Source organism: Afipia massiliensis (genome assembly GCF_001006325.2).
GTDB lineage: Bacteria > Pseudomonadota > Alphaproteobacteria > Rhizobiales > Xanthobacteraceae > Afipia > Afipia massiliensis_A.
Genome location: NZ_LBIA02000001.1, coordinates 1,165,080 through 1,180,681, shown reverse-complemented (window position 1 = coordinate 1,180,681; position 15,602 = coordinate 1,165,080). Strand labels below are relative to the sequence as shown.

Genomic DNA, 15,602 nt, shown 5'->3' with positions numbered 1-15,602 from the left:
ACGATCAGGGCGGCCTTCGGGCCGCCCTTTTTCGTGAAGCGTTTGTCCTTGCGGGAGCGGGGCAGCGGGCGTAGCGAAGGCCGATGAGAACAACGCCATGACCGATACTCCCGTGTCCACGAGCGTGTCACAGGCGGCGCTGCGCGGCCTCGGCTGCAAGTGCCCGCGCTGCGGCGAAGGCAAACTCTATGCGGGTTTCCTCACACTGCGCCCGCGCTGCGATCGCTGCGGCCTCGACTACGCCTTCATCGATGCGGGCGATGGGCCGGCCGTGTTCATCATCATGATCGCAGGCTTTATCGTGGTCGGCTCGGCGCTGATTGTTGAAATCAAGTATCAGCCGCCGTTCTGGGTGCATGCGGCGCTGTGGGGACCGCTGATTCTGGCGACCACCTTGCTGCCGCTGCGGTCGATGAAGGCGCTGCTGATCGCCTTGCAGTATCACCACAAAGCGGCCGAGGGTCAGTTGATCGAGCGCAAACCGAAATGAACCAATCCGCCACAACCCACCCCACGCGCCAGCGAGGGATTTTCGGACTCGCGGTGATCGCGCTGGTGATGGTGTCGGTGCTCGCCAGCCTTGGCGTCTGGCAGCTTCGCCGTAAGGACGAGAAGCACGCGCTGATCGCGGCGCTGACCGAACGGCTTGCGAAGGCGCCGGGCGCGTTGCCGTCGGCGGCCGCCTGGCCAACGCTGACGCCTGCCCACGACGAATTTTCGCGAGTCAAATTCAGCGCGACATTCGAGGCAAAGCCCGATGCCATGGTCTACAGCTCCGGCTCCGCGGTGCGCGACGATATTACCGGGCCGGGGACATGGGCCTTCATGCCGGCCCGGCTGGCGGATGGACGCAGCGTCGTCATCAATGCAGGCTTCGTGCAGAACACGATGCAGGATCGTGCGCAGCAGGACCGCGCGGTGGCGCGGCTCGTCACCGGCGCGCCGGTTGAACTCACCGGCTATCTGCGGTTCTCGGAAGAGCCCGGCACATTCACGCCGACGGAAGATGCCGGCAAGCGGCTGTGGTTCGTGCGCGATCATCAATCGATGGCACAGGTGCTCGGCTGGGGTGAGGTCGCGCCGTTCTATGTCGATCTCGAATCGCCGATGCCGTCGTCGGGGACCCCGAAGCCGGGCCCGCTGCACGTGCAGCTCAAGGACAACCACTTGCAATACGCCGTCACCTGGTTCGGTCTGGCGCTCGTGGTGGCGGCGGCCTTCGGTTTCTGGGTCGCAGGCCAGCGCCGGGCTTGATCCAGCCCGGTTTTGGATTCTTGTGAAGCCGGTTCGCAGCCGATATGGTGCGTTTCGATTTCACCTCGGGTGAAGTTTATAATCCAACATTATCAAAGGCTTGCGTCGGGCTTGAGCCTTTGGAGGATCGCTTGACGAGCTATATTTCGACACGGGGCGAAGCGCCCCGCCTTGGGTTCTGCGACGTGATGCTGACCGGGCTTGCCCGCGACGGCGGCCTGTATGTGCCGGAGGTCTGGCCACAGTTCAGCGCTGAGACCATCGCCGGGTTTTTCGGCCGGCCGTATTGGGAAGTCGCCGTCGAGGTGATCCGCCCCTTCGTCGCGGACGAGATTTCGGAGGCAGATCTCGGCCGCATGGCGGTGGAAGCCTATGCCACGTTCCGTCATCCGGCAGTGGTGCCGCTCAGCCAGATCGGGCCGCACCAGTTCGTGCTCGAGCTGTTTCATGGCCCGACGCTCGCGTTCAAGGACGTGGCGATGCAGCTGCTGTCGCGGCTGATGGATCACGTGCTGGCAAAGCGCGGCCAGCGCACCACCATTGTGGTTGCGACGTCCGGCGACACCGGCGGCGCCGCGGTCGATGCGTTTGCCGGCCGCGACAATGCCGATCTCATCGTGCTGTTTCCGAACGGGCGCATTTCCGACGTGCAGCGGCGCATGATGACCACCAGCGGCGCGGCCAATGTTCACGCGCTGGCGATCGAAGGCAATTTCGACGACTGCCAGGGAATCGTGAAGGGCCTGTTCAATCACCACAAGTTCCGCGATTCCGTATCGCTGTCCGGGGTGAACTCGATCAACTGGGCGCGCATCGTTGCGCAGGTGGTTTATTACTTCACGTCTGCGGTTGCCTTGGGCGCGCCCGCACGCGAAGTCGACTTCACCGTGCCGACCGGAAACTTCGGCGATATCTTCGCAGGCTATGTCGCTAAGCGCATGGGCCTTCCGGTCCGGCGGTTGCGCATCGCCGCCAACGTCAACGACATTCTGGCGCGCACGCTCAAGACCGGCATCTACGAGGTGAAGCAGGTTCATGCGACGACATCGCCGTCGATGGACATCCAGATCTCGTCGAACTTCGAGCGGCTGCTGTTCGAGGCCACCGGCCGTGACGGCGCCGTGATCCGCGCGCTGATGGGGTCATTGGCGCAGTCGGGCCGTTTCGTGCTGAGCGATGCGGTGCTGAAACAGGTCCGCGAAGATTTCGACGCGGGCCGCGCCGACGAAACCGAAACCAGCGCTGCGATCCGCGCCGCATGGCGCGAGGCGGGCGAACTGGTCGATCCGCACACCGCGGTGGCGCTTGCCGTCGCCGACCAGGACAAGCCGGTCTCGACCGTTCCCAACATCGTGCTCTCGACAGCCCATGCTGCGAAGTTCCCCGATGCCGTCGAGGCGGCGTGTGGAGTTCGTCCGCCGCTGCCGGCCTGGCTCGACGGGCTGATGACAAAGTCCGAACACATCCAGGTCATGAAGAACGACCAGACCGAGGTCGAGCGGTTCATTCTCTCGGTGAGCAGGGCCGCGAAGCAGGGAGTCGCCGGATGAGCGTTGAAATCACCAAGCTGGCTTCCGGACTGACGGTGGTCACCGATACGATGGCGCATCTGGAAACCGCGGCGCTCGGCGTATGGACCGGCGTCGGCGGCCGCGACGAGAAGGCGGACGAGCACGGCATGTCGCATCTGCTCGAGCACATGGCCTTCAAGGGCACCACACGGCGGACCTCGCAGCAGATCGCCGAGGAAATCGAGGCGGTCGGCGGCGATCTCAATGCCGCGACCAGCAACGAATCCACTGCTTACTATGCGCGCGTGCTGAAGGCCGATGTGCCGCTGGCGCTCGACGTGCTGTCGGACATTCTCGCCAATCCGTCCTTTGATGCCGAGGAACTGGAGCGCGAGAAAGGCGTCATCGAGCAGGAAATCGGCGCGGCGCAGGATACGCCGGATGACGTGATCTTCGAGCATCTCAGCGAGCTGTGTTATCCGGACCAGCCGCTGGGCCGTTCGCTGCTCGGAACGCCGCAGACGCTTGCCAGTTTCAATCGCGATAATCTGCACAACTATCTGACCACGCATTATCGCGGCCCCGAAATGGTCGTCGCCGCCGCTGGCGCAGTCGATCACAAGCACGTTGTCGCCGAGGTGGAGCAGCGCTTTGCAAGCTTCGCCGGCACGCCGGGGCCGAAGCCGGTGCCAGCGATGTTCGGCAAGGGCGGCTCGCGCGTCATTCGCCGCGATCTCGAACAGGCGCATCTGACGCTGGCGCTCGAAGGTGTGCCGCAATCGGATCTGTCGCTGTTCAGCGTGCAGGTCTTCTCCAACATTCTGGGCGGCGGCATGTCATCGCGGCTGTTCCAGGAGGTTCGTGAGAAGCGCGGGCTTTGCTATTCGATCTACACATTCCACGCCGCCTATTCCGACACCGGATTTTTCGGACTTTACACCGGGACGGATCCTGCCGATGCGCCGGAGATGGTGGAAGTCATCGTCGACGAAATGAACAATGCCGTCGAGACGCTGACCGAAAAGGAGATCGCCCGCTCCAAGGCGCAGATGAAGGCTGGCCTCCTGATGGGGATGGAAAGCTGCAGCGCTCGCGCCGAGCAGATGGCGCGGCATATCCTGGCCTACGGACGTCCGCTGACGGTGGACGAACTGGTGGCGCGGATCGATGCGGTCAGCGTGGAATCGACCCGCAATGCCGCGCGCGCCTTGCTGAGCCGCAGCCGTCCGGCGGTGGTGGCGCTGGGCGAGGGGCGTGGGCTCGATACCGCCGTAAGCCTAGCGGAAGGTCTGGCGCGCCCGAAGGCCAGGGCGCTGCTGCACTGACGCAGAACGCCGCATGTGACGACGTGAGCAGCGATCCCGCCGACAATGATTCTCGCTCCTCGCGTCTTCTGCGCATCCTCTTCCTCGTCCTGGGATTTGTCTTCGTTGCGCTCGGCTTTGTCGGCGCGTTCCTGCCGGTGCTGCCGACAACGCCTTTCCTGATCCTGGCGGCGGCATGCTTCGCCCGGTCTTCTCCGCGGTTCGAGGCCTGGCTTTTGGAGCATGAGCGTTTTGGACCGACCCTGCGCGCGTGGCGTTCGCGCGGCGCCATTCCGCGCAACGCGAAGCTGGCCGCGCTGGTTGGCATGATTATCGGCTTCACCCTGTTCCGGCTTGCTAGCGATCCCGGCCTGCCGCTCACGCTTGCCGTCGCTGCGCTGATGCTGACGGGCCTCGCTTATGTATTTTCGAGACCGTCGTAGTGTTCAATCGCACCGCTTGCCGGATCGGATTGGCCGGCAGATTATGCTAGAATAGGTATGTGGGTGCATCGCCTGCATCCGGATAGGGAAGAAGGGTTTCGGCATGGCCCTGTTTCGCTTGCCCACGACGACGGCTCCGGCGCTCGCCCCGCGCGGACACGGACTTCTGTTGCGCGCACCGCAAATGCCCGACTATCCGCAGTGGAGCGAACTGCGCGAGATCAGCCGGACGTTTCTCACGCCATGGGAGCCGATCTGGCCATCCGATGACCTGACCCGCTCGGGATTCCGCCGCCGGTTGCGGCGCTACGCCGAGGATATCGCCGAGGATAGGGCCTATCCCTTCTTGGTGATTCGCGAGGACGACGGAGCGCTGGTGGGCGGGGTCACGCTTGCCAATGTGCGGCGCGGGATCGTGCAGGCGGGGACCCTTGGATACTGGATCGGCCAGCCTCATGCGGGCAAGGGCTATATGACCGCGGCGCTCCGGGTGCTGCTGCCGACGCTGTTCGGCGAGCTCAACCTGCATCGCGTCGAGGCCGCCTGCATCCCGACCAATCAGTCCTCGATCCGGGTTCTCGAGAAATGCGGCTTTGCCCGCGAAGGGCTGGCACGGCGTTACCTCTGCATCAACGGGGTCTGGCAGGACCACTGCCTGTATGGCCTGCTGGATGAGGATTTCCGCGGTTAACCAGCGCACCTAAGCCCGCCTTGCGCCTTTGGTTCGCCGTCATTGCCCTGCTATAAGGCCGTCTCGTGTGGTGGTTCGCAAGTCCGCATCATTTCTACAGCGCGTTCGTTTGCGGACTTGCGAACCAAAACCACACGAGAATCATAATTTCTAGTGTCCTTTTGAATCCGAAGTTCGCTACGAAGGTGCTGAAAAATGAGGCGAACTTCGGATTCAGGACACTAGGTTCCTTTCCGATCTTTTGGCCAACTGGAAGCAATGATGGCGGATGGCAGGCGTTTGAAGCGCGCAGCGATGGCTGCGCTGGCCGTGGCAGCGAGTACGGCGCTGTCGGGCTGCGGCAGCATGTCCGGCGGATCGTCCGGCAGTCCATCGACCAGTTCGTCGATCGGCAGCAAGTTCAGCCAGCTGTTCGGCTCGAATTCGCAGGAAGCCAGCACATCCTCCAGTCCGTCAACGCAGGCGACGCAGAACAGCGATCTCACCTGCCCCAGCGTCGCGATCCGCTTCGGCGCGTCCACGCTCGCGGTCGGTGTGCCCGGCAAGCCTGCCTCCGGCAACGATCTGCGCTATCAGGGATCGATCACCCGCACCGCGCGCGACTGCAATTTGCAGAACGGTCAGGTGACGGTGCGAATCGGCATTCTGGGCCGGATCATCACCGGGCCCGCGGGCGCGCCGCCGACGGTCGATGTGCCGATGCGCGTCGCCGTCGTACAGGAAGGTGCACCGGAGAAGGTCATCGTCACCAAGGCGTTCCGGACGACGGTGGCGATGGAAGGCGAAAACACCGAGTTCAGCATCGTAGCCGAAGATATCGTCTATCCGGCGCCGACCGAAGCCGCGAACGACAAGTACATCTTCTATGTCGGGTTCGATCCGGCGGCGCTGAAGCCGGAGCCTGCGCGCAAGCGGAAGAAATAACGAGCCACATGATCTGACAGCAAAAAGCCGGCCTCGAATCAACGGGGCCGGCTTTTTAGATCGTGTGTGAGATGTCAGTTCAGCTTGCTGCGAACGTCCTGGATGCCCTTGGCGATCAGGCCGTCGGCGACCGAGCCCTTGACCGACTGCGTCATGATCGAGGACGCGGCGGTCACGGCGGCTTCGGCAGCGGCCGCGCGGACGTCGGCAATCGCCTGGCTTTCGGCCTGGGCGATCTTGCTTTCCGCGGTCTTGGTGCGGCGGGCGACGAACTCTTCCATCTTCGTCTTGGCTTCGGCCGCGATGCGCTCGGCCTCGGCCTTGGCGCTGGTGATGATCTCCTGCGCTTCACGTTCGGCGCTGGCGCGACGGGCACGATACTCGGCGACCAGTTTCACAGCCTCTTCCTTGAGGCGACGGGCGTCGTCGAGTTCTTTCTTGATGCGATCGCGGCGAGTATCGAGCGCCTGCAGGATGGTGCGGTGAACGCCAAAATAGCCGAACACACCCATCAGGAGGACGAAGGCGACGGCGACCCAGAATTCTGCTTGGAACATCGTCGTTATCCCTTCAAGGACGCATCGACGGCGCTATCGACAGCTTTGCTGTCGGGCGCAATGCCGGTGAGACGCTGAACGATAGCCGTTGCCGCGTCCGATGCGATCGAACGGACATTGCCCATCGCGGTTGCGCGCGTTGAGGCAATGGTCTTTTCGGCATCGGCCAGCTTGGCTGCGAGGCTGGTCTCCAGCGCCTTGCGGTCGCTTTCGGCCTGCGCGTTCAGCTTGTCGCGTGTCTCGGATCCGATGGCCTGAGCCCGCGCCCGCGCATCGGCAAGCTCGGTTTCATAAGCCTTCAGAGCCTGATCGGACTCGTCTTTCAGCTTCTGCGCCTCGGCGAGATCGTTTTCGATCACGCCTTCGCGGTTCGTGATAATGCCGCCGACGCGCGGAAGCGCGAACTTCGACACAATGAAGTAAAGCAACGCAAAGGCGATCGCGAACGACACCAGCTGCGAGGCAAACGTCTCCTTCTGGAAAGGCGGAAACCCCGCCTTGCCATGTCCGTCTGCCGCGGTGTGGGCGGTCGTGCCCTTTGCAGTGCCCTGACCCGTCGCCATGAGCGTCTCCTGTTGGCGTCAGCCGCGGTGCGTTAACGGCCCCGCGGCGTACGCATCATCTGAAATCAGACGGCGAACAGCAGCAGCAGCGCGACGAGCAGCGAGAAGATGCCGAGCGCTTCCGTCACGGCGAAGCCGAAAATCAGGTTAGCGAACTGGCCCTGCGAGGCCGACGGGTTGCGAAGCGCGCCGTTGAGGAACTGGCTGAAGATCATGCCGACGCCGATACCTGCGCCGCCCATGCCGAGACAAGCGATGCCGGCGCCGATGTACTTTGCTGCAACTGGATCCATGGTGAAACTCCTTCTTGGGATGTTGGTGTCAGTGGATGAGTGAAATCCGGCCAGTGTCTGAAGTCAGTGTCCGGGATGAAGTGCGTCGTTGAGGTAGATGCAGGTCAGGATGGTGAAGACGTAGGCCTGCAGGAAAGCCACGAGAATTTCGAGGCCGGTGAGCGCGGTCGTCATCGCCAGCGGCAATATCGAACCGAAGATGCCCACAGCGCCGAGCGCGCTCAGCGACGTTACGAATCCCGCAAACACCTTGAGGGTGATGTGACCTGCCAGCATGTTCGCGAACAGACGCACGGAGTGGGACACCGGCCGCGACAGGAACGAGATCACCTCGATCACCATGATGAGCGGCAGGATATAAAGCGGAATGCCACTGGGCACGAACAGCTTGAAGAATTTGAAGCCGTTCTTGTAGAGGCCGTAGAGCAGCACGGTCAGGAACACCATCAGCGCCAGCGCCAGCGTCACGATGAGGTGGCTGGTCACGGTGAAGGTGTAGGGAATGATGCCGATCATGTTCGCGGTCAGGATGAACATGAACAGCGAGAACACGAAGGGGAAGAACTTCATGCCTTCGTCGCCGACGCTTTCTCTCAGCGTGTTCCCGACGAATTCATAGGACAGTTCCGCGACCGACTGGAAACGGGTGGGGACCAGGTGGCGTCCGGCGCTGCCGCCGATCATCAGCAATGAGACGACGGCAACCGCGCCGAACATGTAGGCCGATGAGTTGGTGAACGCGATCTCCTGTCCGCCGATGTGGCCCAGCGAGAAGATCTTGTGGATCTCAAATTGATGGATCGGATCGGCCATCCACGTTCGTCTTTCATCTTTGCCGGCGTGCCGGACAGTAACACCCGCCAGCGAGCTGGCTTGAAATTCCAAGCGTTTCCCAGGACCGGTCGCGGGAGCCTGTCAGGAGCGATCGGACGCATCGCGGTTTGCGACGCCGGCTGCCCGCATCACGTTGATCACGCCGGCGGTGAAGCCAAGCAGAAAAAACACGATCAGACCCCAGGGGGAAGTCGACAAGAGACGGTCGATGCCCCAGCCAATGACCGCTCCGACAACGACACCTGCAATCAATTCGGAGGAGAGGCGAAACCCCCGGGCCATCGCTGATGCGTTGGCGGAGGCTGCCCCGCTTCCTGACTGATCTGTCTGGTTCTTGCGATCTTTCCGGATGTCGGAAAGCCGATGATTCAGACGGTCGAGCCTTGCGGAGAGCGCAGCTTCGTCGGCAGGCGGTTTGTCTCGTTCCCCCTCGCCGCGACCGTTGTTGTGCGTGCCGTTCGCCATTGCTGTCGACACCCACCCCCGTCGCGCGATTTCAGAGAAAAACGCCCCGCCACCCACGGAAACCGCGCGGACCATACTGACGGCATACGAGCAAGTCAAGATTGCCTGATTGACAGGTATCACATTGAAATAATTTATGAAATCGAAGAAAAAATCCAACCGCTGCGCGCACTCGCCGCACTGCGATAATCGTGACACACAATGTGGCGCCTCCTGCTGCGGTTTGGCAGGGTTGTGATATCACCGGAACATCCTGAAATCGTGCAGCCGGAGGACCGATGGCGCGCCAGATTGACTATTATTTTTCCATCCAGTCGCCATGGGCTTACATCGGCCATGCCTTGTTTCAGGACCTCGCGGCCGCGCATCAGTTGAAGGTCAACTACAAGCCGGTCGTCCTCGTCGATCTGTTCTCCGAGACCGGCGGCTTGCCGCTGGCGAAGCGGCATCCGGCGCGGCAGCGCTACCGCTTCATGGAAATGCAGCGCTGGCGCGAGAAGCGTGGGCTGAATTTCCACATCCAGCCGAAGCACTGGCCGTTCAATGTGCGGCTTGCGGATGGCGCCGTGATCGCTGCGATGGCGGCGGGATTGAACCCCGAACCGTTTCTGCGCCGCGCCTTCATCGGCGTCTGGGAGCAGCAGCTCGATCTTGCCGACGCGGCCACTGTCGCGCGGCTGGCCGACGAGGCGGGGCTGCCGGGCGCCAGCATCGTGGCGCACGCGGCGTCGAACGAAGTCGGCGCGGTTTACGACCAGAACCGTCAGGATGCGATTGAGGCCGGTGTGTTCGGTTCGCCGGCCTGGGTTCTCGATGGCGAGGTTTTCTGGGGGCAGGACCGGATCGAATTGCTTGCGGACGCGTTGAAATCCGGTCGCAAGGCCTACACCTCTAACGTCTGAGACGAAGACAGGGGCGATTGCGCGGGAGGGCCGAGCCCATGTGTTCAGATAAGATAACCGGTGAGGCTTTCGTAAGGGCGGCGATCCGCCGAACCGGTTTTGCCGCGATGGCGTTGGCGGCGTCGCTGACGCTGGGTCACGGCGCGCGCGCCCAGTCTGCCCCCGACACTGAGAATGGCCGATACACGCTGTCGCCGGTCACGGACGGATTCCTGCGGCTCGATACCCGCAACGGTGTGGTGTCGATCTGCACCAACAAGAACGGCTGGATCTGCCGGCTGGTGCCGGATGAGCGGGCCGCGCTCGACACCGAGATCGGCCGGCTTCAGACCGACAACAAGAACCTGCGTGAGCAACTGGCCCAGCGCGACACCGTGACCGGCAAGACCGATACGCCGCTTGCCAAGGAAGATTCCAGGAAGAGCGCGCAGGCGTCGCCAGACAGCAAGGCGTCGCCCGACAGGAAGGTCGAGCTGCAACTGCCGCCCGAGCACGAAAAGCTGCTGGCGCTGATCGATCGCGTCTGGGATCGCCTGATCGAGATGGCGGTCCGTCTGCAGAAGCGGTTGTCCGAGATCTGAGCGAACTGCAACTCAAAACAAAAAATCGGCCGCGGAGCGATCCGCGGCCGATGTGTTTGGATGGAGGATCAGGCGGAGCGTGCCGCCTGACCTTCGATCTTTACTTGGTGATGTCGACGTCCTTGGTTTCCGGCAGGAAGAAGAAGCCGACCACCACGGTGATCAATGCGAAGATCACCGGATACCAGAGACCCGAGTAGATATCGCCGGTCGATGCCACGATCGCGAACGATGTCGCGGGCAACAGACCGCCGAACCAGCCGTTGCCGATATGATAGGGCAGCGACATCGACGTGTACCGGATCTTGGTCGGGAACAATTCGACCAGCATCGCGGCGATCGGGCCGTACACCATCGTGACGAAGAGCACGAGGACGAACAGCAGGCCGATGATGGCGGCAACCTGCGGCCGGAAGATATCGAATGGATGCGACATCTTCACAAGCGTCGGGTTGGCGCCGCGCTTTGGATAACCGGCCGCCTGGAGGGCAGCGGTCGCGCCGGCATTCGAGTCTGCCGGCTTGGTGTAAGGCACCTCAGTGCCATTGATCGAGATCTTCACCGGCGAACCGGCGGGACCAGCAACGGTGTCATACTTGACCGAGGACTTCGCGAGGAAGTCGCGGGCAAGGTCGCAAGGTGCAGTGAACACGCGGGTTCCGACCGGATTGAACAAGTCACCGCAGCCCTTCGGATCGGCAACAACCGACACCTTCACCGTCTCGATGGCCTTTTCCAACTGCGGGTTGGCGTTGGTCGAGATCATGCGGAAAATCGGGAAGAAGGTGAGAGCCGCGATCAGGCAGCCCGCGAGGATGATAGGTTTGCGGCCGATCTTGTCCGACAGCGCGCCGAACACGATGAAGAAGCCGGTGCCCAGCAGCAGCGACCATGCAATCAGCAGGTTCGCCGTGTAACCGTCGACCTGCAGAATCGATTGCAGGAAGAACAGCGCGTAGAACTGGCCGGTGTACCAGACCACGCCCTGGCCCATCACGCCGCCGAACAGTGCGATCAGCACGATCTTGGCGTTGCTCCAGCGCGCGAAGGATTCAGTCAGCGGGGCCTTCGAGCCCTTGCCCTCGTCCTTCATCTTCTGGAACACAGGCGATTCATTCAGCTTCAGCCGGATCACGACCGAGACGCCGAGCAGCGCGACGGAGAGCAGGAACGGAATGCGCCAGCCCCAATCCGCGAACGCGGCTTCGCCCAAAATCGTGCGAGTGAAGAGGATGACCAGCAGCGACAGGAACAGGCCGAGTGTGGCGGTGGTCTGAATGAACGAGGTGTAGTAGCCGCGCTTGCCGGGAGGCGAGTGCTCCGCGACGTAGGTGGCCGCACCGCCGTACTCGCCGCCGAGCGCGAGGCCCTGCAGCAGGCGCAGGATGATCAGAATGATCGGAGCTGCGATGCCGATGGTGGCTGCGTTCGGGAGCAGGCCGACGATGAAGGTCGACAGGCCCATGATGAGGATGGTGACGAGGAAGGTGTACTTGCGGCCGACGATGTCGCCGATGCGCCCGAACACGATGGCGCCGAACGGGCGAACCAGGAACCCTGCGGCGAATGCGAGCAGCGCGAAGATGTCGCGGGTGGCTGGCGGATAGGCGCTGAAGAACTGCGCGCCGATGATCGCGGCCAGCGAGCCGTAAAGGTAGAAGTCGTACCATTCAAAGACGGTGCCGAGCGATGACGCGAAGATGACGAAACGTTCGTCCTTCGTCATGCCGCCCGTCCGCGGCGAGGTTGTAGTGATGGTGGCCATTTCGATGCTCCCCAAAAACGTTGCTGATAAAATCGCCTCTGCGCGCCGTTCTTTGGCCGGCTCATAAGCGCGAGAAGTTCGCACCAAGGTAACATCGGCGTGAAACCTCGCCCTATTGGACTTTCGGCTCACGACCAAAGGCGGGTGAAGGGCTTTTCGCGTCGCACAAATGTCATTCCTGCGGGGCGGGTGGGCTCGGAGCTAGAGGCCGAAGATCGAAAAGAGCAGTGCGATCGTCCACATCGCAATGCTGACGAGTGCAGTCCAGCGCGCAAACAGCAAATAGGTCTCGCGCATCAAGGCTGCGATCGTCCGCTGCGCGTGGGCCGCCGGCGGACGGTTTTCCTCAGATAAATAGAGCCACATCTCGGTCCGGCGATGGTCCTTGGTCTGGGCTTCGTGCGCCTTCAGGACAAGGACGAGGGTCATCACCATGCTGAGAAATCCGCCGGCCTGAAATGCGGATCGCGGCAGGAAAGACAGGCCGATCATGACGCAGAAAATGGCGAGGGATGCGAAACCGCAGGCGCGCAGCACCGTTTCAAAGGCGATGCGGCGCATTTCCTCCATTGTCGTTACTCCATGAACGACCGGCAACGTCAGTCAACTGGGCACCTGCATCGCGCGTTCAAGCGTATCGTCAAGTCAGATCGCGCCCACCTTACTCTGCGCGATGCTGTCTACAAGCCGATCTTGACGAAGTTGCCGACGGCCGGCAGCGTCAGCAGCGCGGTTCCGGCGAGCCATATCCAGAGCGACGCATCGTTCGACTCCGCGGCACCGGTGACGCGTTCGTAAACCGCCGCCGGAATGCCGCCAAGAATGACGGTGGCGGTCGAAACCATCAGGGATGCGAACATCAGCGTCAGCGGCAGGCTTCCGAACAATAGCGGTCCCACGAAGGGCTGCACGTAAAGCAGCGCGAAGATCAGCCAGAGCTGATTAAAGATGCCGTTGATCATGCCGAAAAAGGCGATGCCGATAAAATAGAAGTTGCGGCTCATGACGCTGCTCCCGCGGCTCGGGGGGCGAGATTGAGCACCAGCAATGTGTAGTGGAAACCGACGCGAATCCAGAACAGCCAGACGAATCCAAACAGCCAGCGGACCACCGGCGCCGTGACCTTGGGGGTCACGATCGCAACCGCCGCAATCACCGGATCGGTGATTCTGCAGAAAAACCGCCAAATATAGTTCGGCGAGTCGGGGTCAACCATCAGGCTGAGTAAAACCCGGCCGAGCATCGTGTACATCAATGCCGCCAGAATGAAATTCGGGATGTGAAAATACCAGTAGCTGGCAAAGGATGTCGCTATGTCCACGGATATGGGCCCCCGGAGTACATGTCTCAACGTGCGGAGATTGCGCACCCAATCGTCGACAAGAGAAACTTTTGCCTGCGTCGTTTCGGTTTCAGGAGCGGCATTGTCACAGGATGACAAGCGCCGGGATCGACGGCAAGTCCGAAGCTATCGTCTCGACAAAACGGGGCCCGAAAGGGCCCCGTTTCCAGAGATCAGGAGTGGTGCGTCAGGTGGTTTTTTCCTTGAGGACCGTCTCACCGCGTGGTCTGCGGATTTCATCGACGAAGGCCTGCATCTCCTTCGACGGTTCCTTGCCCATCAGGCTAACGACGTAGATGACCAGGAAGCCGAGCGGCATTCCCAACAACCCGCAGGCGATGTTGTTGAGATTGAACCAGCCGACCTTGTTGGCCAGGGGATGAGCCAGCGTTGGCCAGCTTTCCATGGCATTCGGTAGCGCCATGGCCTTTGCGATATCGACTATTGGCGCACCTGTTACGGGGTTCAGCAGCGAGGACATACCGAAATATGCCACGCCGGCACCGGGGAAGTACCTGGTGGTCACAAGGTAGAACAGGCAGAGTCCGAACCCGGCGATAATGCCGCAGACCGCACCTGTCGCTGTCGCGCGTTTCCACCACACCCCCATCACAAGCGCCGGGAAATTACCGGCCATCGCGAGCGAGAATGCCCAGCCCACCATCGCCAGGATGTCTCCCGGTTTGGTCGCAGCCAGCGCCGCAGAAGCCACGGCGACGAAGAACAAGAGCACTCGGGCCACCGTGAGCCGGCGGATCGTCGGCGCGTTGGGGTCGAGCATCTTGTAGTAGACGTCGTGGCTGAGTGCGTTGGCGATGGCGAGCAGGAGTCCGTCAGCGGTGGAGAGCGCTGCGGCGAGGCCACCGGCGGCCACAAGGCCCGAGATCACATAAGGAAGTCCCGCGATCTCCGGTGTGGAGAGCACGATCACGTCCGTATTGATCACGAAGTCCTGCAACCTGACCACCCCGGGATGACCGGCAATGGCCTTGCACGCGGCCACGATGGCATCGATGTTGGCGGCGTTCTTGCCGCAGATCTGGATCAGCCCGAGTTCTCCCCACTGGAAGAGCCAAGGCCGGATCGCGGTCAGATCCCGCCCGATGATGTTGGTATAAACTTCCAGCTTCGAGAACGCCGCATAAGCCGGCGCCGAGAAGTAGAGCAGGAAGATGAAGAGCAGCGACCAAGCGACCGACTGACGCGCCTCACGCACCGACGGGGTGGTGAAATAACGCATCAGGATGTGCGGAAGCGAGGCCGTGCCGACCATCATGCAGAAGATGATCGCAAAGAAGTTCAGCGGGCTATAGTTGATGAACGGCTGAATGTGCGGCTTGAGGCTTGCGGCCGTCGCAAGACCCGTTTGCAGCATCTGGTTTTCGCGCGCCGTGATTTCTGCGATCGCCTGACCGTAGGTGAGTTCCGGGATCGGAATCCCGTACTTCTGGGTGGACAGGATTATGATCGGCGTCAGATACGCGATGATCAGCACGACGTATTGTGCGATTTGCGTCCAGGTGACCGCGCGCATTCCGCCGAGCATCGCGCAAAGCAGGATGCCGACGAGGCCGGCGAACACCGCAACCTCAAACTGCATGCCGAGGAATCGCGATGCGATCAGTCCGGTGCCGTAGATCTGTGCCGTCACATAGGTGAAGGAGCAGCAAACGAGCACGACCACCCCGAGGAAACGCGCGAAGTTGCCGCCGAACCGGAACGACAGGAAGTCAGGCACGGTATAGGCGCCGAACTTGCGCAGGTAAGGTCCGATCAGGATTGACACCAGCACGAAGCCGCCGGTCCAGCCGAGCACCCAGGCAAGGCCGTCATAGCCAAGCAGGAAGAGAGTGCCGGCCATGCCGACGAAGGACGCCGCCGACATCCAGTCGGCGCCGGTCGCCATGCCGTTGTAGAAGGCGGGCACACGCCGCCCTGCAACGTAGTATTCGGAGACTTCCGCCGTTCGCGTCATTACGCCGATGATGGCGTAAACCGCAAGTGTGAAGAACACGAACAGGTAGCCAAGAATTTTGTTCGGAACGCCGGCCTGCTCGAGAAGCGCGAGAAGGATAATGAACGCGATAAAGCCACCGGTGTAGGTGCCATACATCTTCCCCAGATTCCTGATGAAATCCGAGTTGCTGCTGGAAGCGGTTTGCGTGGACATGTT

19 protein-coding genes are annotated in these 15,602 nt (G+C 61.9%); 9 read left to right on the top strand and 10 right to left on the bottom strand.

The annotated features are described in order from the left end of the window. Positions 1-97 precede the first annotated feature (97 nt). The 7 genes from YH63_RS05575 to YH63_RS05545 all read left to right on the top strand — a co-directional run bounded on the left by YH63_RS05575 (position 98) and on the right by YH63_RS05545 (position 6,127). Positions 98-490 (top strand): DUF983 domain-containing protein, encoded by a 393-nt coding sequence (locus YH63_RS05575; protein WP_046828463.1) that lies wholly within the window; start codon positions 98-100, stop codon positions 488-490. Continuing rightward, on the top strand, positions 487-1,254 hold the full coding sequence (locus tag YH63_RS05570; protein WP_046828464.1) for an SURF1 family protein: 768 nt from the start codon (positions 487-489) through the stop codon (positions 1,252-1,254). Before YH63_RS05575 ends, YH63_RS05570 begins: the two co-directional genes overlap by 4 nt. Before the next feature lie 131 nt (positions 1,255-1,385). Continuing rightward, positions 1,386-2,804 (top strand): threonine synthase, encoded by a 1,419-nt coding sequence (gene thrC, locus YH63_RS05565; RefSeq protein ID WP_046829733.1) that lies wholly within the window; start codon positions 1,386-1,388, stop codon positions 2,802-2,804. After that, positions 2,801-4,090 (top strand): M16 family metallopeptidase, encoded by a 1,290-nt coding sequence (locus YH63_RS05560; RefSeq protein ID WP_046828465.1) that lies wholly within the window; start codon positions 2,801-2,803, stop codon positions 4,088-4,090. The genes thrC and YH63_RS05560 overlap by 4 nt, the downstream gene beginning before the upstream one ends. A 23-nt stretch (positions 4,091-4,113) precedes the next feature. Continuing rightward, on the top strand, positions 4,114-4,512 hold the full coding sequence (locus YH63_RS05555) for a YbaN family protein (RefSeq protein WP_046828466.1): 399 nt from the start codon (positions 4,114-4,116) through the stop codon (positions 4,510-4,512). A gap of 103 nt (positions 4,513-4,615) precedes the next feature. Continuing rightward, positions 4,616-5,203, top strand: a complete 588-nt coding sequence (locus YH63_RS05550; protein WP_046828467.1) for a GNAT family N-acetyltransferase — start codon at positions 4,616-4,618, stop codon at positions 5,201-5,203. Positions 5,204-5,464: 261 nt separating this feature from the next. Next, entirely contained in the window at positions 5,465-6,127 is a 663-nt protein-coding gene (locus YH63_RS05545) for a hypothetical protein (RefSeq protein ID WP_083992717.1), read from the top strand. A gap of 74 nt (positions 6,128-6,201) precedes the next feature. On the opposite strand, the gene YH63_RS05540 is transcribed toward YH63_RS05545, so the two are convergent. From YH63_RS05540 to YH63_RS05520, 5 genes are all read right to left on the bottom strand, one after another. Then, complete coding sequence (locus tag YH63_RS05540) at positions 6,202-6,684, bottom strand: ATP F0F1 synthase subunit B (protein WP_046828468.1); 483 nt, start codon at positions 6,682-6,684, stop codon at positions 6,202-6,204. 5 nt (positions 6,685-6,689) lie between these two features. Next, positions 6,690-7,247, bottom strand: coding sequence for an ATP synthase subunit B (locus YH63_RS05535; RefSeq protein WP_046828469.1), 558 nt, complete (start codon positions 7,245-7,247; stop codon positions 6,690-6,692). 65 nt (positions 7,248-7,312) lie between these two features. Further along, positions 7,313-7,540: a F0F1 ATP synthase subunit C gene (locus YH63_RS05530; protein WP_019195259.1), complete on the bottom strand. Its 228-nt coding sequence runs from the start codon at positions 7,538-7,540 to the stop codon at positions 7,313-7,315. 63 nt (positions 7,541-7,603) lie between these two features. Continuing rightward, a complete protein-coding gene (locus tag YH63_RS05525; RefSeq protein WP_046828470.1) occupies positions 7,604-8,353 on the bottom strand; it encodes a F0F1 ATP synthase subunit A in 750 nt (249 codons plus the stop codon). Between the two features lie 102 nt (positions 8,354-8,455). Continuing rightward, the gene (locus tag YH63_RS05520) at positions 8,456-8,839 is read right to left on the bottom strand and encodes an AtpZ/AtpI family protein (protein WP_046828471.1); all 384 of its coding nucleotides are present in this window, start codon (positions 8,837-8,839) and stop codon (positions 8,456-8,458) included. Between the two features lie 278 nt (positions 8,840-9,117). Between YH63_RS05520 and YH63_RS05515 the strand changes: the two genes are divergently transcribed. Beyond that, positions 9,118-9,741: a 2-hydroxychromene-2-carboxylate isomerase gene (locus YH63_RS05515; protein ID WP_046828472.1), complete on the top strand. Its 624-nt coding sequence runs from the start codon at positions 9,118-9,120 to the stop codon at positions 9,739-9,741. Positions 9,742-9,779: 38 nt separating this feature from the next. Beyond that, the gene (locus YH63_RS05510) at positions 9,780-10,322 is read left to right on the top strand and encodes a hypothetical protein (RefSeq protein ID WP_246658017.1); all 543 of its coding nucleotides are present in this window, start codon (positions 9,780-9,782) and stop codon (positions 10,320-10,322) included. Between the two features lie 100 nt (positions 10,323-10,422). Here YH63_RS05510 and YH63_RS05505 read toward each other — a convergent pair whose 3' ends face one another. From YH63_RS05505 to YH63_RS05485, 5 genes are all read right to left on the bottom strand, one after another. Further along, on the bottom strand, positions 10,423-12,087 hold the full coding sequence (locus YH63_RS05505; RefSeq protein ID WP_046828474.1) for an MFS transporter: 1,665 nt from the start codon (positions 12,085-12,087) through the stop codon (positions 10,423-10,425). A gap of 201 nt (positions 12,088-12,288) precedes the next feature. Next, complete coding sequence (locus tag YH63_RS05500; protein WP_046828475.1) at positions 12,289-12,657, bottom strand: hypothetical protein; 369 nt, start codon at positions 12,655-12,657, stop codon at positions 12,289-12,291. A 110-nt stretch (positions 12,658-12,767) separates the two neighbouring features. Then, a complete protein-coding gene (locus YH63_RS05495; protein WP_046828476.1) occupies positions 12,768-13,091 on the bottom strand; it encodes a hypothetical protein in 324 nt (107 codons plus the stop codon). Further along, the gene (locus YH63_RS05490; RefSeq protein ID WP_046828477.1) at positions 13,088-13,408 is read right to left on the bottom strand and encodes a hypothetical protein; all 321 of its coding nucleotides are present in this window, start codon (positions 13,406-13,408) and stop codon (positions 13,088-13,090) included. The genes YH63_RS05495 and YH63_RS05490 overlap by 4 nt, the downstream gene beginning before the upstream one ends. 208 nt (positions 13,409-13,616) lie before the next feature. Next, positions 13,617-15,599 (bottom strand): sodium:solute symporter family protein, encoded by a 1,983-nt coding sequence (locus tag YH63_RS05485; RefSeq protein WP_046828478.1) that lies wholly within the window; start codon positions 15,597-15,599, stop codon positions 13,617-13,619. Positions 15,600-15,602: the final 3 nt, after the last annotated feature.

Bases quoted from the DNA above. Each gene is read 5' to 3' on its own strand.
- YH63_RS05545 (WP_083992717.1), top strand. From the start codon at position 5,465: ATGGCGGATGGCAGGCGTTTGAAGCGCGCAGCGATGGCTGCGCTGGCC.
- YH63_RS05495 (WP_046828476.1), bottom strand. From the start codon at position 13,091: ATGAGCCGCAACTTCTATTTTATCGGCATCGCCTTTTTCGGCATGATC.
- YH63_RS05560 (WP_046828465.1), top strand. From the start codon at position 2,801: ATGAGCGTTGAAATCACCAAGCTGGCTTCCGGACTGACGGTGGTCACC.
- YH63_RS05515 (WP_046828472.1), top strand. From the start codon at position 9,118: ATGGCGCGCCAGATTGACTATTATTTTTCCATCCAGTCGCCATGGGCT.
- YH63_RS05570 (WP_046828464.1), top strand. From the start codon at position 487: ATGAACCAATCCGCCACAACCCACCCCACGCGCCAGCGAGGGATTTTC.
- YH63_RS05525 (WP_046828470.1), bottom strand. From the start codon at position 8,353: ATGGCCGATCCGATCCATCAATTTGAGATCCACAAGATCTTCTCGCTG.
- YH63_RS05530 (WP_019195259.1), bottom strand. From the start codon at position 7,540: ATGGATCCAGTTGCAGCAAAGTACATCGGCGCCGGCATCGCTTGTCTC.
- YH63_RS05510 (WP_246658017.1), top strand. From the start codon at position 9,780: ATGTGTTCAGATAAGATAACCGGTGAGGCTTTCGTAAGGGCGGCGATC.
- YH63_RS05500 (WP_046828475.1), bottom strand. From the start codon at position 12,657: ATGGAGGAAATGCGCCGCATCGCCTTTGAAACGGTGCTGCGCGCCTGC.
- YH63_RS05540 (WP_046828468.1), bottom strand. From the start codon at position 6,684: ATGTTCCAAGCAGAATTCTGGGTCGCCGTCGCCTTCGTCCTCCTGATG.
- YH63_RS05575 (WP_046828463.1), top strand. From the start codon at position 98: ATGACCGATACTCCCGTGTCCACGAGCGTGTCACAGGCGGCGCTGCGC.
- YH63_RS05485 (WP_046828478.1), bottom strand. From the start codon at position 15,599: ATGTCCACGCAAACCGCTTCCAGCAGCAACTCGGATTTCATCAGGAAT.
- YH63_RS05550 (WP_046828467.1), top strand. From the start codon at position 4,616: ATGGCCCTGTTTCGCTTGCCCACGACGACGGCTCCGGCGCTCGCCCCG.
- YH63_RS05535 (WP_046828469.1), bottom strand. From the start codon at position 7,247: ATGGCGACGGGTCAGGGCACTGCAAAGGGCACGACCGCCCACACCGCG.
- YH63_RS05505 (WP_046828474.1), bottom strand. From the start codon at position 12,087: ATGGCCACCATCACTACAACCTCGCCGCGGACGGGCGGCATGACGAAG.
- YH63_RS05520 (WP_046828471.1), bottom strand. From the start codon at position 8,839: ATGGCGAACGGCACGCACAACAACGGTCGCGGCGAGGGGGAACGAGAC.